The 24,382-nt window shown below is 70.7% G+C and carries 28 protein-coding genes and 1 pseudogene; 20 read left to right on the forward strand and 9 right to left on the reverse strand.

The window, feature by feature from the left end:
* Positions 1 to 3: 3 nt before the first annotated feature.
* Complete coding sequence (locus tag AB0H52_RS16460; RefSeq protein WP_225854580.1) at positions 4 to 174, reverse strand: AbfB domain-containing protein; 171 nt, start codon at positions 172 to 174, stop codon at positions 4 to 6.
* A 550-nt stretch (positions 175 to 724) separates the two neighbouring features.
* Between AB0H52_RS16460 and AB0H52_RS16465 the strand changes: the two genes are divergently transcribed.
* Both AB0H52_RS16465 and AB0H52_RS16470 read left to right on the forward strand, forming a co-directional pair.
* On the forward strand, positions 725 to 2,506 hold the full coding sequence (locus AB0H52_RS16465; RefSeq protein ID WP_357948312.1) for a family 43 glycosylhydrolase: 1,782 nt from the start codon (positions 725 to 727) through the stop codon (positions 2,504 to 2,506).
* Positions 2,507 to 2,924: 418 nt separating this feature from the next.
* Complete coding sequence (locus AB0H52_RS16470) at positions 2,925 to 4,190, forward strand: endo-1,4-beta-xylanase (RefSeq protein WP_357948315.1); 1,266 nt, start codon at positions 2,925 to 2,927, stop codon at positions 4,188 to 4,190.
* Positions 4,191 to 4,257: 67 nt separating this feature from the next.
* On the opposite strand, the gene AB0H52_RS16475 is transcribed toward AB0H52_RS16470, so the two are convergent.
* On the reverse strand, positions 4,258 to 4,383 hold the full coding sequence (locus AB0H52_RS16475) for a hypothetical protein (protein WP_357948249.1): 126 nt from the start codon (positions 4,381 to 4,383) through the stop codon (positions 4,258 to 4,260).
* Positions 4,384 to 4,400: 17 nt separating this feature from the next.
* Positions 4,401 to 4,667: a DUF1223 domain-containing protein gene (locus tag AB0H52_RS16480; RefSeq protein ID WP_151490677.1), complete on the reverse strand. Its 267-nt coding sequence runs from the start codon at positions 4,665 to 4,667 to the stop codon at positions 4,401 to 4,403.
* Positions 4,668 to 4,937: 270 nt separating this feature from the next.
* Here AB0H52_RS16480 and AB0H52_RS16485 point away from each other — a divergent pair, with 270 nt between their 5' ends.
* The 5 genes and pseudogenes from AB0H52_RS16485 to AB0H52_RS16505 all read left to right on the forward strand — a co-directional run bounded on the left by AB0H52_RS16485 (position 4,938) and on the right by AB0H52_RS16505 (position 7,473).
* Positions 4,938 to 5,633 (forward strand): hypothetical protein, encoded by a 696-nt coding sequence (locus tag AB0H52_RS16485; RefSeq protein ID WP_357948252.1) that lies wholly within the window; start codon positions 4,938 to 4,940, stop codon positions 5,631 to 5,633.
* Between the two features lie 288 nt (positions 5,634 to 5,921).
* Positions 5,922 to 6,167: a transposase family protein gene (locus AB0H52_RS16490; RefSeq protein ID WP_225854503.1), complete on the forward strand. Its 246-nt coding sequence runs from the start codon at positions 5,922 to 5,924 to the stop codon at positions 6,165 to 6,167.
* Between the two features lie 60 nt (positions 6,168 to 6,227).
* Positions 6,228 to 6,599: pseudogene (locus AB0H52_RS16495) on the forward strand (ISAs1 family transposase); the annotation flags it as partial.
* Positions 6,600 to 6,733: 134 nt separating this feature from the next.
* Positions 6,734 to 7,120, forward strand: a complete 387-nt coding sequence (locus AB0H52_RS16500) for a transposase (protein WP_357948255.1) — start codon at positions 6,734 to 6,736, stop codon at positions 7,118 to 7,120.
* A 47-nt stretch (positions 7,121 to 7,167) separates the two neighbouring features.
* Positions 7,168 to 7,473 carry a GNAT family N-acetyltransferase gene (locus AB0H52_RS16505; protein ID WP_225854504.1) on the forward strand — a complete coding sequence of 102 codons (306 nt, stop codon included), beginning with the start codon at positions 7,168 to 7,170 and terminating at the stop codon, positions 7,471 to 7,473.
* A gap of 57 nt (positions 7,474 to 7,530) precedes the next feature.
* On the opposite strand, the gene AB0H52_RS16510 is transcribed toward AB0H52_RS16505, so the two are convergent.
* Together AB0H52_RS16510 and AB0H52_RS16515 are read right to left on the reverse strand one after the other, a co-directional pair.
* Entirely contained in the window at positions 7,531 to 8,457 is a 927-nt protein-coding gene (locus AB0H52_RS16510; RefSeq protein ID WP_151490035.1) for a 5'-3' exonuclease, read from the reverse strand.
* Between the two features lie 58 nt (positions 8,458 to 8,515).
* A complete protein-coding gene (locus tag AB0H52_RS16515; protein ID WP_151490036.1) occupies positions 8,516 to 8,743 on the reverse strand; it encodes a hypothetical protein in 228 nt (75 codons plus the stop codon).
* A 408-nt stretch (positions 8,744 to 9,151) separates the two neighbouring features.
* Between AB0H52_RS16515 and AB0H52_RS16520 the strand changes: the two genes are divergently transcribed.
* Complete coding sequence (locus tag AB0H52_RS16520) at positions 9,152 to 10,039, forward strand: winged helix-turn-helix transcriptional regulator (protein ID WP_278122683.1); 888 nt, start codon at positions 9,152 to 9,154, stop codon at positions 10,037 to 10,039.
* A gap of 38 nt (positions 10,040 to 10,077) precedes the next feature.
* Here AB0H52_RS16520 and AB0H52_RS16525 read toward each other — a convergent pair whose 3' ends face one another.
* A complete protein-coding gene (locus tag AB0H52_RS16525) occupies positions 10,078 to 11,448 on the reverse strand; it encodes a glycosyl hydrolase family 18 protein (protein ID WP_151490039.1) in 1,371 nt (456 codons plus the stop codon).
* 203 nt (positions 11,449 to 11,651) lie between these two features.
* Here AB0H52_RS16525 and AB0H52_RS16530 point away from each other — a divergent pair, with 203 nt between their 5' ends.
* The 3 genes from AB0H52_RS16530 to AB0H52_RS16540 all read left to right on the forward strand — a co-directional run bounded on the left by AB0H52_RS16530 (position 11,652) and on the right by AB0H52_RS16540 (position 14,515).
* On the forward strand, positions 11,652 to 12,761 hold the full coding sequence (locus AB0H52_RS16530) for a Xaa-Pro peptidase family protein (RefSeq protein ID WP_357948260.1): 1,110 nt from the start codon (positions 11,652 to 11,654) through the stop codon (positions 12,759 to 12,761).
* Entirely contained in the window at positions 12,758 to 13,900 is a 1,143-nt protein-coding gene (locus AB0H52_RS16535) for an acyl-CoA dehydrogenase family protein (protein ID WP_151490041.1), read from the forward strand. Before AB0H52_RS16530 ends, AB0H52_RS16535 begins: the two co-directional genes overlap by 4 nt.
* 108 nt (positions 13,901 to 14,008) lie before the next feature.
* On the forward strand, positions 14,009 to 14,515 hold the full coding sequence (locus tag AB0H52_RS16540) for an Lrp/AsnC family transcriptional regulator (RefSeq protein ID WP_151490042.1): 507 nt from the start codon (positions 14,009 to 14,011) through the stop codon (positions 14,513 to 14,515).
* Here the strand turns inward: AB0H52_RS16540 and AB0H52_RS16545 are convergent.
* On the reverse strand, positions 14,445 to 15,056 hold the full coding sequence (locus tag AB0H52_RS16545; protein ID WP_151490043.1) for a histidine phosphatase family protein: 612 nt from the start codon (positions 15,054 to 15,056) through the stop codon (positions 14,445 to 14,447). The genes AB0H52_RS16540 and AB0H52_RS16545 overlap by 71 nt on opposite strands.
* 156 nt (positions 15,057 to 15,212) lie before the next feature.
* Here AB0H52_RS16545 and AB0H52_RS16550 point away from each other — a divergent pair, with 156 nt between their 5' ends.
* From AB0H52_RS16550 to AB0H52_RS16575, 6 genes are all read left to right on the forward strand, one after another.
* The gene (locus AB0H52_RS16550; protein WP_151490044.1) at positions 15,213 to 15,407 is read left to right on the forward strand and encodes a CsbD family protein; all 195 of its coding nucleotides are present in this window, start codon (positions 15,213 to 15,215) and stop codon (positions 15,405 to 15,407) included.
* Between the two features lie 74 nt (positions 15,408 to 15,481).
* The gene (locus AB0H52_RS16555) at positions 15,482 to 15,823 is read left to right on the forward strand and encodes a YnfA family protein (RefSeq protein ID WP_151490045.1); all 342 of its coding nucleotides are present in this window, start codon (positions 15,482 to 15,484) and stop codon (positions 15,821 to 15,823) included.
* Between the two features lie 348 nt (positions 15,824 to 16,171).
* A complete protein-coding gene (locus AB0H52_RS16560; protein WP_225854505.1) occupies positions 16,172 to 16,852 on the forward strand; it encodes a polysaccharide deacetylase family protein in 681 nt (226 codons plus the stop codon).
* 55 nt (positions 16,853 to 16,907) lie between these two features.
* Entirely contained in the window at positions 16,908 to 17,087 is a 180-nt protein-coding gene (locus AB0H52_RS16565) for a sigma factor (protein ID WP_225854506.1), read from the forward strand.
* A 23-nt stretch (positions 17,088 to 17,110) separates the two neighbouring features.
* Positions 17,111 to 18,034, forward strand: coding sequence for a sigma factor-like helix-turn-helix DNA-binding protein (locus AB0H52_RS16570; RefSeq protein ID WP_357948266.1), 924 nt, complete (start codon positions 17,111 to 17,113; stop codon positions 18,032 to 18,034).
* On the forward strand, positions 18,031 to 18,294 hold the full coding sequence (locus AB0H52_RS16575) for a hypothetical protein (RefSeq protein WP_357948269.1): 264 nt from the start codon (positions 18,031 to 18,033) through the stop codon (positions 18,292 to 18,294). The genes AB0H52_RS16570 and AB0H52_RS16575 overlap by 4 nt, the downstream gene beginning before the upstream one ends.
* A gap of 17 nt (positions 18,295 to 18,311) precedes the next feature.
* Here AB0H52_RS16575 and AB0H52_RS16580 read toward each other — a convergent pair whose 3' ends face one another.
* Positions 18,312 to 19,004, reverse strand: coding sequence for a TetR/AcrR family transcriptional regulator C-terminal domain-containing protein (locus tag AB0H52_RS16580; protein WP_151490047.1), 693 nt, complete (start codon positions 19,002 to 19,004; stop codon positions 18,312 to 18,314).
* A 53-nt stretch (positions 19,005 to 19,057) separates the two neighbouring features.
* Between AB0H52_RS16580 and AB0H52_RS16585 the strand changes: the two genes are divergently transcribed.
* Positions 19,058 to 20,176, forward strand: a complete 1,119-nt coding sequence (locus AB0H52_RS16585) for an NAD(P)/FAD-dependent oxidoreductase (RefSeq protein WP_357948272.1) — start codon at positions 19,058 to 19,060, stop codon at positions 20,174 to 20,176.
* A gap of 7 nt (positions 20,177 to 20,183) precedes the next feature.
* On the opposite strand, the gene AB0H52_RS16590 is transcribed toward AB0H52_RS16585, so the two are convergent.
* Complete coding sequence (locus tag AB0H52_RS16590; RefSeq protein WP_278122674.1) at positions 20,184 to 21,575, reverse strand: lysine 2,3-aminomutase; 1,392 nt, start codon at positions 21,573 to 21,575, stop codon at positions 20,184 to 20,186.
* A 153-nt stretch (positions 21,576 to 21,728) separates the two neighbouring features.
* Between AB0H52_RS16590 and AB0H52_RS16595 the strand changes: the two genes are divergently transcribed.
* Both AB0H52_RS16595 and AB0H52_RS16600 read left to right on the forward strand, forming a co-directional pair.
* Positions 21,729 to 22,778, forward strand: a complete 1,050-nt coding sequence (locus AB0H52_RS16595; protein WP_192580275.1) for a zinc-binding alcohol dehydrogenase — start codon at positions 21,729 to 21,731, stop codon at positions 22,776 to 22,778.
* 4 nt (positions 22,779 to 22,782) lie between these two features.
* Entirely contained in the window at positions 22,783 to 24,348 is a 1,566-nt protein-coding gene (locus tag AB0H52_RS16600) for an amidohydrolase (protein WP_151490051.1), read from the forward strand.
* The last annotated feature ends 34 nt before the right edge of the window (positions 24,349 to 24,382 follow it).

A 24,382-nucleotide genomic window follows, 5' to 3' on the forward strand; every position in this document is an offset into this window, starting at 1 on the left:
GACCTACGAGGTGATCCGGAAGGTGGCGTCCTGCCGGTCACCGGCGCTCGAACTGCCGCTGAGCGGGTCGATGCGCGGCAGGTAGGTGGCGTGTCGCAGGTAGCGGGTCGGGACGTTGTAGGAGCGCAACGACGTCCAGGTGGCGTCGGCGAGGCCGGGCACCGTTCGCCACATCTGGATGGGTAGCGGCTCGGGTGGGTGCGAGCCCTGGCAACCCCTTGTCGGTCGGCACCGACGCCGCCCGGGGTGCCACCGCGGCGATGCCCCCGGGTGCGCACCGGCCGCAGGCCCGGACGGCGGCCGATCCGGGGCGCGGTCGCGCCGCGTGTCGACGCCATCCGCCGTCGTCCGTGACGGAGGGTCAGCGCGAGAAGTGCGGTTCCTCCGTTGACGGCCGGCGTGCCGCTCAGTACGGTCCATCGTAAATCTTAGATGTCAGCGTCGATACGACAATGCGGCAACGCGATTACGTCGTTGATATTGCACACCCTGAAATCCCAGGTCAAGCAGGCGACAATCGGGCTCGGGAGGTGCCCTTGGCAAGGTGTTAGCGCTAACAGATCACGAGCAATCACGCCGATCACGGTCCGGGATGGGATCCGGTCGATCGGCAGCCGGCGTCGCGGCAGGCGACCCGCGACCCTCTCAGGGAGTAACCGTGAAGGTGGCACACCGAACCACAGCATGCAGCAGGTCCGGCGCCAGGCGCGGCATCGCCTGGCTGATGAGCCTGGTCTGCGTCCTCGCACTGGTCCCGGGCACGGCCAGGGCGGACAACCCGATCGTCCAGCACATCTACACCGCCGATCCGGCCCCGTTGGTGCACAACGGCAGGGTGTACCTCTACACCGGCCACGACGAGGACGGCTCCACGTACTTCACGATGAAGGAGTGGCGGGTCTGGTCCTCCGCCGACATGGTCAACTGGACCGACCACGGCTCGCCACTGAACATCAGCACCTTCAGTTGGGCGAGCGCGAACGCGTGGGCCGGCCAGGTCGTCGCCCGCAACGACAGGTTCTACTGGTACGTGCCGGTGACCAACCGGGCGACCAACTCGATGGCGATCGGCGTGGCGGTGGGCGACAGCCCCACCGGACCGTTCCGCGACGCCATCGGCCGACCCCTGGTGGGCAACGGCGAGATCGATCCGACCGTGTTCATCGACGACGACGGTCAGGCGTACCTGTACTGGGGCAACCCGAACCTGTGGTACGTCAAGCTCAACCCGGACATGATCTCCTACTCCGGTGCGGCGACGAGGATCGCTCTCACCACCGCCGGATTCGGCACCCGAAACGGCAACGCGAGCAGGCCCACCCTCTACGAGGAGGGGCCCTGGGTCTACAAGCGCAACGGCACGTACTACAACGTGTTCGCGGCGGAGTGCTGCTCCGAGTTCATCGCCTACTCGACGGCCCCCGGCCCCACCGGACCGTGGACCTACCGGGGCACCATCATGCCCCGGCAGGGCGGCAGCTTCACCAACCACGCCGGCGTCGTCGACGTCAACGGCGGCTCGTACTTCTTCTACCACAACGGCGCCCTGCCCGGTGGTGGCGGCTACACCCGTTCGGTCGCGGTGGAGAAGTTCAGCTACAACTCCAACGGCACCTTCCCGACGATCAACATGACCACCACGGGTGCGCCGCAGGTGGGCACGCTGAACCCGTACGTGCGGCAGGAGGCCGAGACGATCGCCTGGGGCTCCGGCATCGAGACGGAACCGTCCAGTGAGGGCGGGATGAACGTCGGCTGGATCGAGAACGGCGACTACATCAAGGTCAAGGGCGTCGCGTTCGGCGCGGGCGCGACCTCGTTCGCCGCCCGGGTCGCCTCGGCGGGCAGCGGTGGCCGCATCGAGGTGCGGCTCGACAACAGCACCGGCCCGCTGGTGGGTACCTGCACCGTTCCGGTCACCGGTGGCTGGCAGACCTGGACCACCAGCACCTGCGCGGTGAGCGGGGCGACCGGGACGCGCGACGTGTTCCTCCGCTTCGCGGGTGGCAGCGGCAACCTGTTCAACGTGAACTGGTGGCAGTTCAGCGGCACCGGCGGCAGCGGTGGCAACCTGCTGACCAACGGCAACCTGGAGAGCGGGACGACGGGTTGGGGTGTGGTGGGCAGCGGCACATTGTCGTCGAACACGGCCGTCGTGCACGGCGGCACCGGCTCGCTGTCGATCACCGGCCGGACCGCGTCGTGGAACGGCCCCGGCCAGGACGTGACGTCGAAGCTCACCAACGGCAAGAGCTACACCACGAGCGTCTGGGTACGGTCGCAGAGCGGAACGCCGTCGGCGACGGCGACCCTCTCCCTGACCGCCAACGGCACGACGAACTACCTGCAACTGACCCCGGCGACCGGGGTGAACGCCAACGGGTGGACCCAGCTCACCGGCACCGCGACCGCGTCGTGGAGCGGGACGCTGACCGGTGCCACCTTCTACGTCGAGACCGCGGAGGGGACCGACAGCCTCCTCGTCGACGACGTCTCGTTGCAGTGACGCACGGGGTGCCGGGGTCGCCTGCGTGCGGCTCCGGCACCCGACGCACCGCCATTCGTTACGACTTGACGAACGGCATGTTATCGCTCACAGTCGATGGTTGAGGACGGCCGCACCCGAGGTTCACCGGGCGAGCCCGCTGGCCGTACCTCGGAGCACGACGTCCGCCCAGGGCATGCCGGGCGTCGTGTCAGGACTCCCATCAGTGGGTGCCGTTGACGGCGACCGGGCTCTTGCCCGTCATGGTCTCGCCAGCTTGGGACGAAAACGTGGTCGGACCGGCGTCGACATCGTCGACGCCTCCGACGCCGCACCTTCACCGCTGGAACACCACCACAGAGAAGGAACCCACATGAACCACGCAAGAGCCCTGCGAGCGGCGGTGACCATCGCCGTCACCGGCGTGCTCGCCGCCGGGATGGCGATGACGCTGTCCACCGCCGCCAGTGCCGGGACGACCCTCGGGGCGTCGGCGGCCGAGAAGGGCCGCTACTTCGGCGCGGCCGTCGCGACCGGCAAGCTGTCCGACAACACGTACGTGACCGTCCTGAACCGCGAGTTCAACAGTGTCGTGGCCGAGAACGAGATGAAGTGGGACGCCACCGAGCCGCAGCAGGGCCGGTTCAGCTACACCGGTGGTGATCGTCTGGTCAGTCACGCGCGCGCCAACGGGATGAGCGTGCGGGGTCACACCCTGCTCTGGCACCAGCAGCAGCCGGGCTGGGCGCAGGGGATGTCCGGCAGTGCGTTGCGCAGTGCGGCGATCAACCATGTCACTCAGGTGGCGACGCATTTCCGGGGGCAGATCTATGCCTGGGATGTGGTGAACGAGGCGTTCGCCGACGGTGGCGGCGGTGGTCGGCGTGATTCGAACCTGCAGCGCACCGGCAATGACTGGATCGAGGCGGCGTTCCGGGCCGCGCGGGCCGCGGATCCGGGTGCGAAGTTGTGTTACAACGACTACAACACCGATGGCATCAACGCGAAGTCGACCGGCGTCTACAACATGGTGCGGGACTTCACGTCTCGTGGCGTGCCGATCGACTGCGTCGGCTTCCAGTCGCACCTGGGCACCACGATTCCCGGTGACTACCAGGCGAACCTGCAGCGTTTCGCCGATCTCGGCGTGGACGTGCAGATCACCGAGCTGGACGTGATGACCGGCGGCAACCAGGCCAATATCTACGGCACGGTCACCCGGGCCTGCCTGGCCGTCACGCGCTGCACCGGCATCACGGTGTGGGGCGTGCGCGACTGCGACTCCTGGCGAGGATCGGACAACGCCCTGCTGTTCGACTGCGGCGGCAACAAGAAGGCCGCGTACACCTCCGTCCTCAATGCCCTCAACGCCGGCGGCACCACGCCTCCGCCCACGACCCCGCCGCCGGGCCCGGGTGGATGCTCCGCGTCGGTGTCGCTGAACTCGTGGACCGGTGGATTCGTGGCCACCGTGACGGTGACCGCCGGTTCGTCCGGCACGAACGGCTGGACCGTCAGCATGACGCTTCCGGGTGGTGCGAGCGTCACCAACACCTGGAGCGCCACGGCCAGTGGCTCCACCGGCGCCGTCCGGTTCACCAATGTGGACTACAACGGGCGGCTCGGCGCGGGCCAGGTCACCGAGTTCGGCTTCCAGGGCAACGGCAGCGGAGCCGGCCTGACCCCCACCTGCTCGGCCAGCTGAATTACGGCGTCGGTGCGGAGGACCACCACCGGTCCTCCGCACCGACCCGCCTGTTGCGGGGGCCGCCTCACTCGGACGCGACGGGCAGTCCGATCGCCGTGGCACCCACGACGGCCTGGTTGCCGTCGTGCTGCACGTAGCCGACCACCGCGGCCTGCCGGGGGTCCAGGTCCGGCGGCGTCCGCAGATCCACCCGGCCCTGCCCCGCGTTCAGCGCCGCTCGGCCTGGTAGTCCACCTCCACCCGACGGCCCCCGTCACGGTTCCGCACCGGCAGCGCGAGGGGCGTGGTGGCGGCCGACGTCAGCACGGACGCGATCGTGTCGGCCGCCCGTCGCCGGTCGGACCCGACGAACTCCGCCGTGCCGTTGACGATCATCTGCGGGGTGTAGAGGCGCCCGGGGCCGAACGCGCGGGCAACTCGAGCCTGGGAGGTGAACAGCCCCACGACGGCGAAACCGGTCGACGGGTCCGTCACGGCGCGTCTTCTTCCACGGGCCTGCTGGCGGGTCTGCGGTTCCCGTTACGGGGCGTTGCCACGTAGCGTGACCTCCCCACCAGCGCCGGCGCGGTTGAGGTCGTGAACCGAAGCGCGCCCTATCTCGTTGTATCGTTGGTGGTGCAGTGCTCGCGGTAGGCGTGGCAGGGGGAGCAACACGACGCTTGGGTTGGTCGGATGCCATAGCGCGCATAGCTAACCTGCACGACTGACAGTCGAAAGTGGCAAGTCCTATTTGTTGGGGGGGTCATGCATCAAGCTGAAAAGCCCAGAGGCAGCGATGAACAAGAACCGTATGTCCGAGCGGGCATGCTTTACAGGGCCTTTACTGAAGAATCATTCTTCGAATCAAAGGACAAGCGCAAAGGGCGCCTTGAGCGTTTGTTGTACGCGGTTTTTTCGCGGAGTGGTGGTGATGAGGCGGAAAAAATCGGGAAAATTCTTGGGCACCAGGAGTTCAACCCGACTCGGCTGGAACTCTCTGATGCTGTCGCCGAAATCCGCGATGACTACACCGCGCTTGCCGGTATTCAGATAAACAAGCTCTGCCCGCCTGTGGGCGTCTCTTTGATTCCGCTGGAAGAGGTGCAGTCAGCTCTCTCGCGCCTGAGTAGAATGGAGGCCCATGCGGACAGGGAAACAAAGCTCGATGTGACTAAGGAGGCCAAATCTGATCTCGAGTCATACCGCAATCTTGCGAGAGGAAAGGCAGCCGTAATCGATGAAGTCGCAATTTACCGGTATGCCAGTGTCCAGTTGGTTACATCAAACGCGAGTAGCTTCACCAGGGGCTTCAAAGAGGCGAGTGGTCCTGCTAGAGTGGCGAACGTAGCCGGCTTGAGCTCGTCGATCGGATACGGGGGCCGGCCCCCAAGCGGGAGCGTCGTTAGTCGTCCGGCTGGGGCGCAGCAATTCCCTGCATCGTCGAGTCAGTCGCTGCGGTGACCAGGGCGTTCACAAGGGATCTGTTGGCTAACTCGCTGTGATCTTGGCTGTCTGGCAGAGGCTCTTTAAGGGTGTTCGGGGCCGGGCCGGGCCGGGCCGGGGCGGGTTGGTTGTTGCGGTGGGACCGGGGCGGAGGCTCAGGGCGATTGCGTAGTCGATCGGTGGGTGCCCTGAGCTGGGTATCTGCGGGTTGAGTGGCCTCTGTGGAGGCAGGAAGAGCGGGTGAGATCGCGTTGGTGATCGTGGAGTTCTCTTGGCTTCACGACACCCCGAGGACCTCACCCGCCGATGTCATCGTGCCCGATCCCCGTGCTGTCTTCGGTCGTCGGCGCCCCTGGCACGTCCTCATGGTCTGTTACTGCGGGTGAGACGAGGGGACTGCTACACGCCGTGGCGGCGGTCCCGGATCCTCGAGATCCACGGGGAGTGCGTTACCCGCTGTCGGGCTTGCTCGCGGTTGCGGTGTGCGCGGTCCTCGCGGGGGCGTCGTCGTTCGCCGCGATCACCGATTGGTTGCACGATCTGGATGAGTAGGCCCGCGACCGGTTCGGCTTCGGCCGTGGGGTGCCGGCGGGTACGACGGTATGGCGGTTGGTGACCGGCCTCGACGATCAGTTGTTGTCTACTGTCCTCGCGGGTTGGCTGGAGGTCCGCGCCCGGCCGGTCACACCCCGGCCGCACCGATATCGGACGGTGATCGCCGTGGATGGGAAAACGCTGCGGGGAGCCCGCGGTGTTGACGGCGGTCAGGTTCATCTGCTGTCCGCGCTGGACACCAGCACCGGCATCGTCCTGGCCCAGGTCACCGTGAGCGCGAAGAGCAACGAGATCGGTGCGTTCGCATCGCTGCTCGACGCGGTCGAGTCAGTGTTGGGCAGCCTGACTGGTCTGCTGTTCATCGCCGACGCCCTGCACACTCAGACCGCCCACGCCGAGGAGATCGCCGCCCGCGGCGCCCACCTGATGATCCCGACGAAAGGCAACCAACCCACCCTGTTCAAGCAGCTCAAGACCTGCCCTGGCCGGAGATCCCGATCGGGCACCGCCACCGCGACACCCGCCACGGCCGCCGCGAGATCCGCACCGTCAAAGCCATCACCGTGGCTACTCCGGCCGGCATCGGGTTCCCCCACGCCGAGCAGGCCGTCCGGATCACCCGCACCCGCACCCGCAGCGGGAAGACCAGTCGCGAAACCGCCTACTACACGGTGTCTCTGCCCGCCGAGCAGGCCCAACCCGCCGACCTGCAGCACTGGGCCCGCCTCGAATGGCATATCGAAAACCGCGTGCATCACGTCCGGGACGTCACTTTCCGTGAAGATTTCCGCCAAGCCCGGACCGGCACCGGACCCGCCGTCCTCGCGACCCTGCGTAACACCTCGATCGGCTACCACCGCACCAACGGCGAGGCCAACATCGCCCGCGCCACCCGACGCCCCCACGACCTCATCACCGCCGTGACCAGCAGCATCCCGACAACGCAATGACCCTGCCCTGCCGCCCGGTGCGGGATCGGCCCAGGGACTCGCGGTCCTTGGGCTGCTCGCCCGCGGCGGCCAGCGTTTTTGGGTGGCGCTTCGAGGCGCGCGACGAGGCGGGCGTGGTCGCCGGGTTCGTCACGTACCAGCTGACCGGCGGCATCGTCGCCTACACCCACACCGAGGTCGATCCGGCGTTCGAGGGCAGGGGCATCGGCTCGACGCTCGCGCGCGCGGTGATGGACGACGCGCGAGCCCGGCGCCGGACGGTGGTGCCCATCTGCCCGTTCCTCGCCGAGTGGCTGACCAAGCATCCGGAATACGAGGACATCGTGGCCCGATCGACCCGCAAGGTGAAGTAGGGCACCGAAGGACGTGACCGCCGTCGCCTTCCGTGCCCTGCACCATGCCCGTGCCGCTCAGGCGTCGGCGCGGGCGGCGAGGGCGTCTACCAGGCGGCGGGCGGAACCGGCCAGGTTCCACCTGGAGGCCAGGTCGAGCAGCCGGTCCGGGTCGGCGGGCGCGGTGGGCAGCGCGGTGGGCAGCTCCGGCAGGGGGACGTCCAGGGCGACCCGGACCACGGTCGGTGCCACACCCAGGTAGTCGCGGGCGGCGACCAGCTTGGTGCGCAGACCTGGAGCGAAGGACGAGTCGGAGTCGTCCAGCGCGGCCAGGATGCCGGCGATACTGCCGTAGCGCTCGATGAGCCGAGCGGCGGTCTTCTCGCCGACACCCGCCACCCCGGGCAGGCCGTCGCTGGGGTCGCCGCGCAGCGCGGCGAAGTCGGCGTACCGGTCGGCCGGCACGCCGTAGCGCGACCGCACGGCGGCGTCGTCGCAGTCATCGAGCTTGGCCACGCCACGCCCGATGTAGAGCAGCCGGACGCCCCGGGCGTCGTCGACGAGTTGGAACAGGTCCCGGTCGCCGGAGACCACCTCGACCGGACCCGGCTGCGTCACCGACAGTGTGCCGAGCACGTCGTCGGCCTCGTAGCCGGTCGCGCCGACGGCGGTGATGCCGACGGCCTCCAGCACCTCCAGGATCATCGGCACCTGCGGGGAGAGCGTGTCCGGTACGACTTCGCCGCCCTGCGGCGCCACCCGGTGCGCCTTGTACGACGGCAGCAGGTCGACCCGCCACGCCGGCCGCCAGTCGTAGTCCAGAGCGCAGATCATCCGGTCGGCGCCGCGCCCCCGGATGAGGGTGGCGAGCATGTCGAGGAAGCCGCGCACCGCGTTGACGGGGGTGCCGTCCTCGGCCCGGGCGGCGGACTCCGGAATGCCGAAGTACGCCCGGAAGTAGAGGCTGGGTGCGTCGATCAGCAGGATCGGGGATCGGTGTGCCACGCCGGACAGCCTGGCACAACCCTCCGACGATCAGGGGTACGCCCGGCCGTCGACGTGATCAGCGCTGCTCGTCGTGCCGGTAGACGGTCTCCCGCCGGGCCAGGTGCTGCACGACGTAACTGGTCACCAGCAGCAGGATCGCGACCAGCACCTCGACCCAGGCCGCGACGCCGTCGGCCACGGTGAGGCCGATGATCAGCAGCACCAGGCCGACGAGCGCGAGCACTCCGGCCCACAGTTGCCAGCGACGGCGTGTCGCCGCCCGGTTCGCCTCGTTCGCTGCCACTGGTCCTCCCGGTCGGGCCTGCCCGCGCGGGCGACCCGATCCCAGGCTATGGCCCCCGCTGCCGTCCGACCAGGAAAACCACCGCGCGGGCCGGCCCACACACCGCGCGGCGCCGACCGGTACGTGTTCGGCGACGCGACCGGGGTTCGCCGGGTGGCCGACGGCCTGTGGTCGGGCGCCGAGGTCACCGATCGCCGAGGGTGGGCGCGGTCAGTGGCCGGGCTGGGCACGCCGACCGCCGACCCGACCATGCTGGTCGTGCCGGCGGTCCACCATCGCCGGAACACTCCGGTCCGTTCGTCGACGCGCGTGTCGCCGGCCCCCGTCCGCCGTGCCGACGCGTTCCCGACGTCGATGCGTTTCAATCTGGAACGGACTATAGTCGCGAGAGACGAGAGGGGGAAGCGGGTGCGACGAGAGGATCTCGCCGACGCGGACTGCGGCATCGCGCAGGCGCTCGGCGTGCTGGGGGACTGGTGGACGTTCCTCATCGTGCGCGACGTCGCCGGCGGTACGACCCGCTTCGACGCGCTCCAACGCGACCTGGGGGTCAGCCGGCGGGCGCTGACCGAACGTCTCACCGCCCTGGTCGAGCACGGCGTGTTGCGACGCCGCCCGTACTCCGCGCACCCGCCACGGCACGACTACCTGCTCACCGCGAAGGGCGAGGGACTGCTGCCGGTGCTGATCGCCCTGCAGGACTGGGGAACGAGGCATCTGATGGGTGACGGTGATCTGACCGCGACCGCCGACGCCGCGTCGGCCGAGGCGCGCCGGGTGCGGGACCTGGTCGGGCGGCGGCTACCCGAGGTCGCCCTTCCCGGCCCGGACGGCCGGCCGGTCCCGCTGACCACGTCGGACGCCTGGAGCGTCCTCTACCTCTTCCCCGGGGCGTACGCGCCGGACGCGCACGACTATCCGCCCGGCTGGGAGGGAATCCCCGGCGCCCGCGGCTGCACCCTCGAATCGAGCACCTACGCCGACCGGCACCCGGACTTCCGGGCCGCCGGGGCGCGGGTGTACGGGATCAGCACCCAGCGGCCGGACCAGCTCGCCGCCTTCACCGCGTACGCCGGGTTGCCGTTCCCGCTGCTGTCCGACCAGGATGGTCGGTTCGGCGCCGGGTTGCTGCTGCCGGTCTTCCGGGCCGGAGGGCTGACCCGGTTCAAGCGGATGACGCTCCTGGTCGACCCGGGGTCGGTGGTCCGGTCGGTGCAGTTCCCGGTCACCGATCCGGCCGGTTCGGTCGACGAGATGCTCGCCCTGGTCCGCGAGTACGCAGAGGTTCCCGGCTGACGCCGGGCGTCGACCGGGGACCTCTGCGGAACGCACCGTCAGGCCGGGAGGGTCCAGCGCTGGTTGGCGCCGGCGAAGCAGTCCCAGATCTGTAGCCGGGTGCCGTCGGCCGAGCTGTTGTCCGTGGCGTCCAGGCACTTGTTCGACTGCGGGTTGCGCAGCGTGCCGTTGGACTGCGCCTGCCACACCTGGGCGCCGCCGCCGGTGCAGGCCCAGAGCTGGACCTTGGCCCCGTTGGCCGTGGAGTGGTCGGTGACGTCGGCGCACTTGCCGAAGGCACGCAGCGTGCCGTCGCTGGCCACGGTCCAGGTCTGCGCGGCGGTGCCGTTGCAGGCAAAGAGCTGGATGGCGGCGCCGTTGGTGGTGCTCGCGCCCGCCACGTCGACGCACTTGCCGCCGATGCCGGTGATCCGGCCGGTACGACCGGTCGGCGGCGGGGTGGTGCCGCCCATGATGGTGTCGTACATGGCGCTGACCAGTGAGGTCGAGCCGGTGGTGTCCTGCGACAGCTCCCAGTTCATCACGCCGCCGGCGTTCGCGAGGGCCCACTGCGTCTTGCGCTTGACCGTCGGGACGCCGTTGTAGCACTGCTGCGCGCCGCCGGCGGTGGTGCAGTCCCGGTTGGCGTTGGCCGGGTCCATCGCGACCAGCGCCGAGTAGGTGTAGTAGCCGGGGCGGCTGTAGAACGGGATGCCGAGGACGGCCTTGCTGGCCGGCAGTCCGCGGGCCTTCCACAGGTTGATGCTGTTGATCGACCAGTCGTAGTTGGAGTGCGGGCTGCCGCCGTCGTACGCCATGATGTTGAGCCAGTCGACCTGGCTGAACACGGCCGTCGGTACGCCGTCGAGGTAGTAGCCCTCGGAGACCACGGCGGCGGTGAGCAGCTTGCCGCGGCTGTGCATGGCGCTGCCGAGCTGCGTCATGAGCTGGGTGTAGTTGGTGGCCGAGGCGCCCGGGTCCGGGTACTCCCAGTCCATGTCGACGCCGTCGAGGTTGTACTGGTTGACGAAGTTGACGAGGTTGTTGACGAAGGTGGTCCGGCTGCCGGAGTTGGCCGCGAGGGCCTCGAACGCCGAGTCGTTGCCGTCGTTCCAGCCGCCGACGGCGATCGACACCTTGACGTTGTTGGCGTGCGCGAGAGAGACCAGCGAGGAGAGCTTGCTCGGGTTCTCCACGGCGCGCAGGCTGCCGTCGTTGTTGGGCAGCACGAAGGCGTAGTTGATGTGGGTGAGCTTGTTGTACTGGATGCTGTTGACGTTGCCGGCCCACGAGGGCATGTAGCCGACGCTCTTGAAGTTGTTCGGCAGCACGACGGCCTGCGCCGCGGTGGGTACGAGGGTGAGGGTGGCGCCGGCCGTGGCCAGCGCGAGCAGGCCGGCGACGAGGGCGCGGCGCAGTGGTGAGGACATCGGGGGCCTTCCCGTGGGCGGGGGACGACGCCCGCCCGCGCAGGGTTGTCGCGGGCGGGAGGTGCGGGAGCAGAGACGGGTGGGCCTCGAGGCAACCAAATCTTAAAGAGTGTTAACTGTCGACGTCAATCAACGTCGGTAGATTTCCTTCGTGCCGGTTGTCCGAATTCGGATCAGGCCCAAACGACCGTTAAGCTGACGGGGTGGGAACCGACGAGCTGTACCCGCCGGACCGGCTTTCCGCCGCGCGACGCGCCACGGCCGCCGCCGGCCTGGACGCCCTGCTGCTCACCCCCGGCTCCGACCTGCGCTACCTGACCGGGTACGACGCCCACGCCGGTGAGCGGCTGACCTGCCTGGTGCTGCCTGCCGAGGGTGAGCCCACGCTCATCGTGCCGAGACTGGAACGTCCGGCGGCGGAGGCGGCACCGAACACCGGCGTCCGCATCGTCGACCACCCCGACGGCACCGACCCGTACCCCCTGGTCGTGGCCGCCCTCGACGGCCCGCCGGCGGCGGTCGGGCTCACCGACCGGATGTGGGCCGAGCAGGTCCTCGCCCTGCGCGCGGCGCTGCCCGGCGCCGCGCAGCGGCTCGCCGGCGAGGTGCTGCGCGAGCTGCGGATCCGCAAGTCCCCGGCGGAGGTCGCGGCGCTCGCCGAGGCCGGCGCGGCGATCGACGAGGTGCACCTGCGGATGGGGGAGTGGCTGCGCCCCGGCCGCACCGAGGTGGAGGTGGCCGCCGACATCGCCGCGGCGATCCGGGCGGCCGGGCACGTCAGCGTGGACTTCGTCATCGTGGCCGCCGGACCGAACGGGGCCAGCCCACACCACGGCACCTCGGGCCGGCCGATCGGCGCCGGCGAGCCGGTGGTGGTCGACATCGGCGGCACGATGGCGTCGGGCTACCGCTCGGACTGCACCCGCACCTACGTGGCGGGCGGGCCGGCGCCGGCGGACTTCCCGGACTACTACGCGGTGCTGTGCGACGCCCAGCGCGCGGCGGTGGCGGCGGTGCGGCCCGGCATCACCGGCGCGCAGGCCGACGCCGCGGCCCGCGAACCGATCGCCGCCGCCGGCTACGGCCCGGCGTTCCTGCACCGCACCGGGCACGGCATCGGCCTCGACGGTCACGAGGAGCCCTACCTGGTGGCCGGCAACGACCGGCCCCTGGAGGCCGGCATGGCGTTCTCCATCGAACCGGGCATCTACCTGTCGGGCCGCCACGGCGCCCGCATCGAGGACATCGTCGTCTGCACCACCGACGGCGTGCAACGGCTCAACACCACCCCCACGGAGCTCATCGCGCTATGACTGTCGACCGGATCCTCCCCACCGCCGAGGCCCACGACCTGCTGGACCTCGCCACCGAGATCGCCGACCGCGAGCTCGCCGGAAAGGCCGCCGCCTTCGAGGAACGCGCCGAGTTCCCCCGCGAGGTGCTGCGCACGATCGGCCGGGCCGGCCTGCTCGGCCTGCCGTATCCGCAGGAGCACGGCGGGGCGGCCCAGCCGTACGAGGTGTACCTGCAGGTGCTGGAGGTCCTGGCCAGCCGCTGGCTGGCGGTCGCCGAGGCGGTCAGCGTGCACACCCTGTCCTGCTACCCGGTGGCCGCGTTCGGCACCGACGAGCAGCGCAAGCTCCTGCCGGACATGCTCGGCGGCGAGCTGCTCGGCGCGTACTGCCTGTCCGAGCCGCAGGGTGGCTCGGACGCGGCGGCGTTGAGCACCCGGGCCGTACGCGACGGCGACGCGTACGTCGTCTCCGGTACCAAGGCGTGGATCACGCACGCCCGGACGGCCGACTTCTACAACATCTTCTGCCGCACCGGCGGGCCCGGCGCGAAGGGGATCTCCTGCCTGCTCGCCGACGCCGGCACCGCCGGCATCGCCCCGCAGGCGGCCGAGCGGACGATGGGGTTGCGGTCCTCCCCGGTGGCGCAGATCGCGTTCGACGGGGCGCGGGTGCCGGCCGACCGGTTGATCGGCGGTGAGGGCGTCGGTTTCACCATCGCGATGTCCGCCCTCGACTCGGGTCGGTTGGGCATCGCGGCGTGCGCGGTCGGGCTGGCCCAGGCGGCGCTGGACTACGCGGTCTCCTACGCCCGGGAGCGGCAGCAGTTCGGCCGGTCCATCATCGACTTCCAGGGGCTCGGCTTCCTGCTCGCCGACGCGGCCACCCAGATCGCCGCCGCCCGCGCGCTGACCCTCGCGGCGGCCCGGCTGCGCGACGCCGGCCGGCCGTACTCGATCGAGGCGGCGAAGGCGAAACTGTTCGCCACCGACATGGCGATGCGGGTGACCACCGACGCGGTGCAGGTGCTCGGCGGCGCCGGCTACGTGAGCGATCACCCGGTGGAGCGGTACATGCGTGAGGCCAAGGTGTTGCAGATCGTGGAGGGCACCAACCAGATCCAGCGGCTGGTGATCTCCCGTTCGTTGGCGAAGGGCTGAGGACGGTACGTGGTGGCGCGGCTGCGGTGGGTCCACCGCGGCCCGCCGTCCGCGCGTGCGGCGGGTGCTTCGTCGCCGTCGGGCCGTTTTCCCGGTAGGTTGCTCGCTGTGGAGGAGATCGACCGCGCCATCGTCGCAGCGTTGACCGCTGACGGCCGCCTGTCGTACACGGATCTGGCCGAGAAGGTGGGCCTGTCGGTGTCCGCGGTGCACCAGCGGGTGCGCCGGCTGGAGCAGCGCGGGGTGATCAAGGGGTACGCCGCCCGGGTGTCGTTCGAGGCGTTGGACCTGCCGCTGACCGCGTTCGTGGCGATCCGCCCGTTCGACCCGTCGCAGCCCGACGACGCCCCGGAGCGGCTCGCGCACCTGCCCGAGATCGACTCCTGCTACTCGGTGGCGGGGGAGGACTTCTACCTGCTGCTGGTGCGGGTGGCCAGCCCGGCGGACCTGGAGCGGGTGCTGCAGGAGATCCGCACCTCGGCGAACGTGACGACCCGGACGACGGTGGTGCTGTCCACCCCGTACGAGAACCGTCCGCCGAAGATCAGTGCTGGGGCGCCGAGTCGGTCGCGGTCCCGGGTGCCGGAGGAGCCGGCTGGTTCCACCGCAGGATGACCTGCCGTCCGTGTTCGTGACCGAGCACGCTGACCGTGGCGGTGTCCAGCCGCAGTCGGCCGCCGGCGGACGGGGGCAGGCCGATCCAGCGGGCGCCGAGCACCCGCAGGCTGTGCGCGTGGCCCACCAGCGCCACGGTGCCCCGGTCGAGCAGCGGGGTGACCCGGGCCAGCACGCGGTCGAGCCGTTCACCCACCTGCGCGGGTGACTCCCCGCCGGGGCAGCCGTCGGTCCAGATGTTCCAGTGCGGGTCGTCCTCGTGGATGTCGACGGTGGTGCGGCCCTCGTACTCGCCGTAGTTCCACTCGCTGAGGTCCTCGTCGACGGTGTCGACGGTGAGCCCGGCGAGCTGCGCGGTGCGCAGCGCCCGGGAGCGGGGGCTGGCGAGGACGGTGACGAACCGGCGGCCGGCCAGGAACGCCGCGAGGGTGCGGGCCTGGCGCTCACCGTCGGGAGTCAGCTCCAGATCGGTGTACGAGGTGTGCCGCAGGCTGGCGCTCCAGGTGGTCTCGCCGTGCCGGATCAGCAGGAGCTCTCCCATGCGGCCAGTTAACCATCGGTGGGCGGGCCGACATGCGGCCCACCCTCAACCTATCTTCCTAGGATGCCCTAGCGGGTGTGCGGACCGGCACCGCCGGTTTCGGCACCCGAAGACCGGGCAACCGAACCGGGACACACGCCAGACCGAGGAGGCGCGATGAGCTTCACCGAGAAGGCACGGAACAAGGCCGAGCAGATGGCCGGTGCCGCGAAAGAGCGGGTCGGCGACCTGACCGACGACGAGCGGATGCGTGGCGAGGGTGCCAGCCAGCAGAGCGACGCGCGCGCCAAGCAGGCCGGTCAGAACGTCAAGGACGCCGGCCGCAACGTGAAGGACTCCTTCACGAAGTGACCTGAGCGGTTGGCGGGTCCCCGGGCGGCACGGTCGTCCGGGGACCTGCCGTGCGCGGCGGTTAGGGTCGCGGGGTGACGGTGCTGCGTTCCCTGGTGTTGTTCGCGTTGGCGGCGCTGGCCGAGATCGGTGGCGCCTGGCTGGTGTGGCAGGGCTGGCGTGAGCAGCGGGGCCTGTGGTGGATCGCCGCCGGTGTCATCGCGTTGGGTTGTTACGGCTTCGTCGCCACGTTCCAGCCGGACGCGAACTTCGGCCGGATCCTGGCCGCGTACGGCGGGGTGTTCGTGGCGGGCTCGCTGGTCTGGGCGATGGTGGTGGACGGGTTCCGCCCGGACCGGTGGGACGTGACGGGCGCGGCGCTGTGCCTGCTCGGCGTGGCCGTCATCATGTACGCCCCGCGCGGCGGTCCCGCGTAGCCGGTGCAGCCTCCTGGATCGACTGCGATCGTCAGGGCGACTCGCGCGGGACACTGAGGGATCCTCGCGTCTGCGATGATCGGCGGCGTGATCGGACCCCGGCTTCGCCCGTTCTGGTGTGGCGTACTGGTTGTGGTGGCCGTCGTCGCCACTGCCGGATGCACGGCGTCGCGGGTGCCACCGCCGGACCAGCCGGTCTTCGTCGGCACGTCCGCCTCTGCGCCCGCGCCCTCGACCTCGCCCTCGACCTCTGCGACCGCGGCCGCTCCGGCCTCTGCAGCCATGCCGTCGGCCGGACCGACGACACCGCAGGTGGCTCCGACGGCCATGGCGTCCGGGGCGACGTGGGTGGGGACCAGGGCACCGGTGGTGGACCACGGGCCGCGCACCGGCAACCGGGTGGCGTTGACGTTCGACGCGGACATGACCGACGGGATGTTGGCCAACCTGCGGGCCGGTCGGGTGAAGTCGTACGCCAACCTGCGCATCCTCGACCTGCTGGAGCGGGAGCAGGTGCCGGCGACGTTCTTCCTGACCGGCAAGTGGGTGCAGCGGTATCCGGAGGTCACCCGGCGGATCGCCGGCAATCCGCGCTTCGAGTTGGCCAACCACACCTACGGGCACGCGGCGTTCACCGACGACTGCTACGACCTGCCCCGCCTGCCCGTCGGCGAGTTGGCCGACGACGTGGCGAGGACGTTCGCGGTGATCGAGCCGTACGGGGGTCGGCAGACCCGGTACTTCCGCTTTCCGGGGCTGTGCCATGACGCGGCGGCGCTGGACGCCCTGGCGCCGCTGGGCGTGACGGTGGTCGACGGGGACGTGGTGAGTGGCGATCCCTTCGCGACGGCGTGGAAGCCGTTGGTGCGGGCGGTGTTGGACGGCGTGCGCCCCGGGTCGGTGGTGATCATGCATGTGACCGAGGCGAACGCCGCGATGACCGATGAGGCGCTGCCGCACATCCTGGCCGGGTTGCGCGAGCGGGGTCTGGCGCCGGCACCGTTGTCGGAGGTCCTGGCCGGCGCCTGAGGTTCAGCCTCCCGTGGCCTGTCACGGTTGAGGTCGCCCCGGACATGGAGTTGTTGTGAGTTCCGGGGAGATGAACGACGAGGATCGCTTCCAGCGTGTCTACGCCGAGGACTTCGAGTCGCTGTTGGCGTATGCGTTGCGGCGGGTGGCGCACTCCGAGGACGCGGCGGATGTCGTCGCGGAGACCTTCCTCGTCGCGTGGCGCCGCAGGCGGGACATTCCGGTTGAGGGGTGAGGCGCGGCTGTGGTTGTACGGGGGTGGCCCGTCGTGTGCTGGCCAACTATCACCGTGGTGGTGTTCGCCGGCAGCGGCTCGGTGAGCGGTTACGTCAGCAGATTGTGGCGGCGGTCGCCGATCCGGGTGGTGAGGTGCCGGAGCGGCTTGCGGTCCGGGCGGCGTTGGCGGGTCTGGCCGAGTTGGATCGGGAGGTGCTGATGCTCACCGTGTGGGAGGGATTGCGACCGCAGGAGGTGGCCGAGTTGCTGGGGGTGGAGCCCGCTGCGGTGCTCGAGGGTGTCGTCGAGGTGCCGCGGCGGCGGTCCCGGGTGCGTCGCTTCGCCGGCGTGGTGACGGCGGCTGCCGTGCTCGTGAGCGTTGTGCCGATGTCCGTGGTGATGCGGGGGCAGTCGGTGGATGGCGGGGTGTCGCCCATTGCGACCGCTGACGCTCAGGCGGTCTATTCGCCGCTGGCGGTGGCGGCGGCGCAGAGGCACCCGCGGTTGCTGATCAACCGGTCCGGCTGGAAGGTGACCAGCCTGTACGGGTTCGTCGAGGAGCATGGCACGGTCGTGTTCCGCCGGGGTGGGCAGGAGTTGGAGATGAACTGGTATCCGGCGTCCGGGTATGCGGAGCGCCGGACCGACCGGCTCGGTGTCGGGCCCGCGACGTCGGTGCAGGTCGACCGGTGGCCGGCTGATCTGTTCCAGTACTTCGCCGGTGATTTCGCGGTGCTGGTGCGTCCGCGTGACGGGGTGTTCGTCGAGATGCGTACCTCGGGCAACTGGTCGCGTAAGGATCTGGACCGGTTGTCGCATACATTGTCCGGGTGGATGCGCGGACGTGGTTGGCGGCGCTTCCGGCGGAGATGGTCGCGCCGGTGGGGGAGCGGGCGGCGGCGGTGCTCGCCGATGTGCCGTTGCCACCCGGGTTCGATGTCGCCGCCCTGGAGGACATTGGTGTGAGTGACGCTTACCAGTTCGGTATGGGTGTGATGTCCCGGGTCGGGTGTGGGTGGATCGCGGAGTGGCAGCGGGCGCGGGTGAGTGGGGATGAGGCGGCGGTGCGGCGGGCCGCGGACGTGCTGCGCGGTAGTCACGGGTGGCGGGTGCTGCGCGAGTTGGACCGGGCCGGTGACTGGCCGGAGGTGTTCTGGGGGTACGCCGATGAGGTCGCGGCGGGGACGTTGCGGGCCGGTTACTCCCAGGGTCTGGGCTGTGCCTGACCTGGCCGGAGCGGGGGTTACGCCGGCGGTCGGGTGAGTTTGGCGGCCACGGCGTCGAGGACCCAGTCCAGGCCGGTGGCGAAGGATTGCTCGGCGTCCGCGTCTGCGCCGTCGTGCACGGCCTTGGTGAGGGCGGGATAGCGGCCCGTGGCCAGCATTGTCGTCAGGCGCGGGCCGGAGGCGCGCTGCCAGTCGCTTTTGGACAGGCCGGTGGCGCGTTCGGCTCGGCGGTTCGCGATCTCGCGCCTGATCGCGCCGGTGACGTAGGCGCTGACAGTTTCCGTGGCGCGCAGGACGGTGTCGATGTCGGCGAGGCCGTCGAGGGCGGCCAGTTTTGTCTCGGTGAGGGCGAGGCCGTTCGGGCCCAGGGATGGGCGGCCGCCGAGCAGGTCGGTTAGCCATTCGTGACGCAGGGCGGCCTGCCTGGTGCGGTGGGCGAGGGTGCGCAGGGCGTCCCGCCAGTCGTCGGGCTGTTCTGCGGGGAGGATCTCGGCGTGGACCCGGTCGAGCATGAGGTCGAACAGGTCGTCCTTGGTGGAGATGTATCCGTACAGGCGCATCGGGCCGGCGTTCAGCCGGGCGGCGACCTTGCGGACCGACACCGCCGCCAGGCCGCCCTCGTCGGCCAGCGCGATGGCGGCGGCGATGATCTGTTCCCGGTCGAGCGGCACGGGGGGATTCGGTGGTTCCGGCCGGTCCCACACGGTCATGGTCACTCCCTGCTGTTGCGGCACAGTGTACGGCCCCGATACAGTGTATCGCCATGAGACACCGTATAGCCGTGGTCGGGGGTGGCCCCGGGGGCCTCACCTTCGCCCGTGTCCTGCGCCGCCACGGCCACCCCGTCACCGTCCTCGAACGCGATCCGGCACCCGACTCCCGTCCTCCGGGCGGCACGCTGGATCTGCACGAGGGGCTGGGCCAGCTGGCACTGGACAAGGCGGGGCTGCGGGCAGAGTTCGAGGCGCTGTCTCGTCCCGAGGGGCAGGCCATGCGCATCCTGGACACCGCCGGGACCGTTCTGCGGGACTGGCGACCGTCTCCGGATGAGCGGGCCCATCCGGAGATCGACCGCGGGCACCTGCGTGACCTGCTGCTCGGCTCCCTCGACGTGCGGTGGGGCAGCGAGGTGACGCGGGTGGTGCCGGGCAGCGGGGATGGCGTGCTGGTCCAGTTCGCCAACGGACGGCAGGAGACGTTCGATCTCGTGGTGGGCGCGGACGGCGCCTGGTCCCGGGTCCGCCCGGCGGTCTCGCCGGTGACGCCGCAGTACACCGGCGTCACCTCGGTCGAGACCTCTCTCGACGACGTCGACGCCCGCCACCCCGATCTCGCCCGGTTGATCGGTGACGGTTCGGTGGCCGCGTACGGCGTGAATCGGTCTCTCGTCGCCCAGCGCAACAGCGGCGGTCACGTCAAGGTGTACGCCAAGTTCCGCGCGCCCCTGGACTGGCACGCGGACCTGGACCTGGCCGACGCCGAGGCCACGCGATCGGCCCTTCTGGCGCTGTTCGACGGCTGGGCCGAGCCCGTGCTCGACCTGCTTCGCCGCGGCGGCGCGTTCGTCCACCGCCCGTTCTTCGTCCTGCCCGGATCCCACACCTGGGCGCACGTGCGTGGCGTGACGCTCCTGGGCGACGCCGCCCACCTGATGCCACCGTTGGGGGCGGGCGCGAACCTCGCGATGCTGGATGGTGCCGAGCTCGCGGAGTCCGTCGCTGCCGACCCGGAGGAGCTGGACGAGGCCGTCCGCGCCTTCGAGGAGCGGATGTGGGCACGGGCCGGCAGGTGGGCGGAGATCACGACGGCCGGTCTGGAACGCCTCGTGAGCCCGGACCCTGCCGAAGCCGTCGCCCTCTTCGACCACGTTCAGCCGTCCTGACCGGTGGTCAGTCGTCGCGGTGGTCGGCCCACCACTGCTGCCCGCCCTCGGGGAGGGTGTCGATCGGGTCGTAGTAGGCGTAGCGCTTGTTGAGCGCCTCCAGGTCGGCGGACTCGATGGAGGTGCGGTAGTTCTTGGTCCAGTAGGAGATGCCGCGCTCACGGTCGTAGTCGGTGAGCATGTGCACCCACCGCTTGCCGACGAAGGGGACGTCGCAGACGATGCGGGGGGTGGCGTAGCCGGGCAGGTAGCCCATGATGTCGTGCTGGAGTTGCTGGGCGTGCCAGACGGGGACACGCCAGTGTTCGGCGTTGGGGATCATGTCGCACATGTAGAAGTAGTAGGGCAGGATCCCGGCCTCGCCCTGCAGCGCGAAGCAGAGGTCGAGCAGTTCCGGGGTGGTGGCGTTGACGCCGCGCATGAGCACGCCCTGGTTGCGGACGTCGCGGACGCCGACGTCGAGGGCGGTCTGGGCGGCCTTGGCGACCAGCGGGGTGAGCGACTGGGCGTGGTTGACGTGGGTGTGGATGGCGAGGTTGACGCCGCGTCGGGCGGCGGTGCGGGCCACGCGCTCCAGGCCCTCGACGACGTCGGGCTGCAGCCAGTGCTGGGGCAGGCCCATGAGGGCCTTGGTGGCGAGCCGGATGTCGCGGACCGTCTCCAGTTCCAGCAGGCGCATGAGGTACGACTCGAGGTTGCGCCACGGCACGTTGGCGACGTCGCCGCCGGAGACGACCACGTCGCGGACACCGGGGTGGGCCTTGAGGTAGGCGATGTGGGCGTCGTAGCGCTCGACGGGCTTGAGGGTGAGCTTCAGCTTGTCGACGGCGGGGGTGGAGTTGCCGACCAGGTCCATGCGGGTGCAGTGCCCGCAGTACTGCGGGCAGGTGGAGAGCAGCTCGGCGAGGACCTTGGTGGGGTAGCGGTGGGTGAGGCCCTCGGCGACCCACATGTCGTGCTCGTGGAGGCTGTCGCGGCTGGCGTAGGGGTGTGACGGCCAGTCGGTGCGCCGGTCGGAGGCGACCGGGATCATGTAGCGGCGGATGGGGTCGGCAAGCAGCGCCTCGGTGGTGAGGGGCGCGAACGGCACCATCGTGTTGATCATCTGGGGTGGCACCAGCATGGACATGGTGGCCAGGGCCTTCTGATCGGCCTCGAGGTCGGTGTAGAAGCTGTCGTCGATGAGGTCACCGAAGACGGTGCGCAGCTGCTTGATGTTCTTGACGCAGTTGACGCGCTGCCACTGGGCGGACTCCCACTGGTCGCGGGTGACGTGACGCCAGCCGGGGAAGCGGGTCCAGTCGGGCTCGACGAGGGGGCGGCGGTGGTATTCGTACGGCTGCCCGGCGGTCGGCGCGTCGACCGGGGCGTGACGGGGGTGCGGGATGGTGTGGGTCACGGCCCCTCCTTGGTGCTGCGGCTGATCATCGAAGCTCGAAGGCTACTGGAAAATATTCGGCAAAGAAATTAGTCTGCCGTAAGTTTTCCCGTTACGCGAGCCTTGACCGGGGCTTCGGGCGGCTGGACAGGGGAGGTCGGCGTGACGTCACCGGTGGGACTGCACCGCGTCGTACAACCGGCGGGGGTGCTGCCGCAGGCGGCCTGGCGGCTGGACGCGTCCGCCGCCATCGCGCCGAACGAGGTCCGGATCCGGGTGCAGCGGCTCAACCTGGACGCGGCGAGCTTCCGGCAGTTGTCGGAGAAGCACGGCGGGAACGGCGACGCGGTCCGCGCCGAGGTCCTGGAGATCATCTCCACGCGGGGGAAGATGCAGAACCCGGTGACCGGGTCCGGTGGGATGCTGATCGGCACGGTTGAGGAGGCCGGCCGGCGGTCCCCGCTCGGGCTCAAGGCCGGTGAGCGGGTCGCAACGCTGGTGTCGTTGACGCTGACGCCGCTGGTGATCACCGACGGGCTGGCGCGCTGGGACGGGCGCAGCGAGCAGGTGCCGTGCGACGGGTGGGCGATCCTGTTCGCCCGTTCCATCGCCGCGGTGCTGCCCGACGACGAGGACCCGCAGTTGTCCCTCGCCGTGCTGGACGTGTGCGGGGCACCCGCGCTGACCGCCCGGGTGGTGTCGCGCTACGTCGAGGACCGTCGGCGTACCGATGATCCGACGCCGGTGCGGGTCGCGGTGATCGGCGGGGCCGGCAAAAGCGGATCGCTGTCCCTCGCCGCGGCGCGGCGCGCGGGCGCCGCTCGTACCGTCGGGGTGGTGCCGGTGGCCACGGAGCGCGACGCGCTGACGGCCGCCGGTCTGGCCTCGGTGGTGGCGCTGGCCGACGCGCGCGACCCGGTGGGGCTGTCCACGGCGGTGACCACGGCGCTGGGCGCCCCGGCCGACGTCACGGTGGTGTGCGTGGACGTGCCCGGCTGCGAGCACGGCGCGGTCCTGGCCACCGCGGACGGCGGCACGGTGGTCTTCTTCTCGATGGCGACGAGTTTCTCCGCGGCGGCGCTGGGCGCCGAAGGGCTCGCGGCGGACGTGACGATGCTGGTCGGCAACGGGTACGTGCCGGGGCACGCGGAGCTGGCGTTGGGGCTGCTGCGCGCCGAGCCGGGGGTGCGTCAGCTGTTCGCGGCGCGGGTCGCGGCAGACTGAGGCCATGACGAACCCCTCGACGTTGTACCGCGGCGGCGTGCTGCACTGCCCCGCCGACCCGAGCGCGACCGCGCTGCTGGTGTCCGGTGGGCGGATCACCTGGTTGGGGACCGACGGTGACGCGCCGCCGGCGGACAGGGTGGTGGACCTGGACGGGGCGCTGGTGACGCCGGCGTTCGTGGACGCGCACGTGCACGCCACCGACACCGGGTTGACGTTGTCCGGGCTGGAGTTGTCCCCGGTGCGCTCGGCCGGGCAGCTGCTCGACGCGGTGGCGGGCTTCGCGGCGGGTCTGCCGGCGGACGCGGTGGTGCTGGGGCACGGCTGGGACGAGTCGGGTTGGCCGGATCCGGCGTTGCCGGACGCGGCGGCGCTGGACCGGGCGGCCGGGGGCCGGCGGGTGTACCTGTCGCAGGCGTCGATCCACTCGGCGCTGGTGTCGTCGGCGCTGCTGGCGGCGTGTCCGCAGGCGGCGCAGGCGGCGGGGTTCGACGCGTCGGGCTGGTTGCGGCGCGACGCGCACCACGTGGTGCGGGCCGCGGCGCAGGCGTCGGTGAGTCGGGCGCAGCGGGTCGCCGCGCAGCGGGTGGCCCTGGCGCACGCGGCGTCGCTGGGCATCGCGGCGGTGCACGAGTGCGGTGGCCCGGAGATCTCCGACGAGGAGGACTTCACCGGCCTGCTGGGCATCTCCGGCGCCGGGCTGCCGGAGGTGTACGGGTACTGGGGTGAGCTGGGCGGCGCGGCGCGGGCCCGGGAGCTGGGTGCGGTGGGCGCCGGTGGTGACCTGTTCGCCGACGGGGCGTTGGGGTCACGCACGGCGCACGTGTCGCAGCCGTACGGCGACGGGGACGGCTGCGGGCACGGTTACCTGACGGTCCAGCAGGTGCGCGATCACCTGCTGGACTGTGCGGCGCACGGCCTGCAGGGCGGGTTCCACGCGATCGGTGACGCGGCGATCGGCACCGTCCTCGACGGGTTCGCGCAGGCCGCCCGCACGGTGGGTGTGGAGCGGCTACGCGCGGCGCGGCACCGCGTCGAGCACGCGGAGATCATGAGCAAGGCGATGATCGCCCGGTTCGTGGAGTACGGGATCGTGGCGAGCATGCAGCCGGCGTTCGACCGGTTGTGGGGCGGCGCGGGCCGGATGTACGAGTCGCGGTTGGGTCTGGACCGGTCGTTGGAGTCCAACCCGATGGGTGCGATGCACTCGGTCGGGGTGGCGTTGGCGTTCGGGTCGGATTCGCCGGTGACGCCGCTGGACCCGTGGGGTTCGGTGCGGGCCGCCGCGGCGCACCACAACCCGGCGCAGCGGATGAGTGTGCGGGCGGCGTTCGCCGCGCACACCCGCGGTGGGTGGCGGGCGGTGCACCTGGACGTCGAGGGTGTCCTGGCCCTGGGCGCGCCGGCGACGTTCGCGGTGTGGTCGACGCCGGCGGGGGTGGAGCGGGGCCTGCCGGTGCTGCTCGCCGAGGACCCGGAGGTGCGGGGTCCGGACGATCCGACGCCGCTGCCGGTGTGCCGGCGTCTGGTGCTGCGCGGTGAGGTCATCTACGAGGAAGGGTCGTCGTGAACGAGCGGACGAGCGGTGTGGCGGGGGCGACGGC

The organism is Micromonospora sp. NPDC050695, from assembly GCF_040654415.1.
Lineage (GTDB): Bacteria > Actinomycetota > Actinomycetes > Mycobacteriales > Micromonosporaceae > Micromonospora.

What these genes read in the sequence shown, in the direction of transcription:
- AB0H52_RS16545 (WP_151490043.1), bottom strand. Translation starts at nt 15,056, where the DNA reads ATGGGAGAGCTCCTGCTGATCCGGCACGGCGAGACCACCTGGAGCGCC.
- AB0H52_RS16460 (WP_225854580.1), bottom strand. Translation starts at nt 174, where the DNA reads ATGTGGCGAACGGTGCCCGGCCTCGCCGACGCCACCTGGACGTCGTTG.
- AB0H52_RS16470 (WP_357948315.1), top strand. Translation starts at nt 2,925, where the DNA reads ATGGCGATGACGCTGTCCACCGCCGCCAGTGCCGGGACGACCCTCGGG.
- AB0H52_RS16585 (WP_357948272.1), top strand. Translation starts at nt 19,058, where the DNA reads ATGAGACACCGTATAGCCGTGGTCGGGGGTGGCCCCGGGGGCCTCACC.
- AB0H52_RS16600 (WP_151490051.1), top strand. Translation starts at nt 22,783, where the DNA reads ATGACGAACCCCTCGACGTTGTACCGCGGCGGCGTGCTGCACTGCCCC.
- AB0H52_RS16580 (WP_151490047.1), bottom strand. Translation starts at nt 19,004, where the DNA reads ATGACCGTGTGGGACCGGCCGGAACCACCGAATCCCCCCGTGCCGCTC.
- AB0H52_RS16525 (WP_151490039.1), bottom strand. Translation starts at nt 11,448, where the DNA reads ATGTCCTCACCACTGCGCCGCGCCCTCGTCGCCGGCCTGCTCGCGCTG.
- AB0H52_RS16535 (WP_151490041.1), top strand. Translation starts at nt 12,758, where the DNA reads ATGACTGTCGACCGGATCCTCCCCACCGCCGAGGCCCACGACCTGCTG.
- AB0H52_RS16550 (WP_151490044.1), top strand. Translation starts at nt 15,213, where the DNA reads ATGAGCTTCACCGAGAAGGCACGGAACAAGGCCGAGCAGATGGCCGGT.
- AB0H52_RS16465 (WP_357948312.1), top strand. Translation starts at nt 725, where the DNA reads ATGAGCCTGGTCTGCGTCCTCGCACTGGTCCCGGGCACGGCCAGGGCG.
- AB0H52_RS16490 (WP_225854503.1), top strand. Translation starts at nt 5,922, where the DNA reads ATGTCATCGTGCCCGATCCCCGTGCTGTCTTCGGTCGTCGGCGCCCCT.
- AB0H52_RS16485 (WP_357948252.1), top strand. Translation starts at nt 4,938, where the DNA reads ATGCATCAAGCTGAAAAGCCCAGAGGCAGCGATGAACAAGAACCGTAT.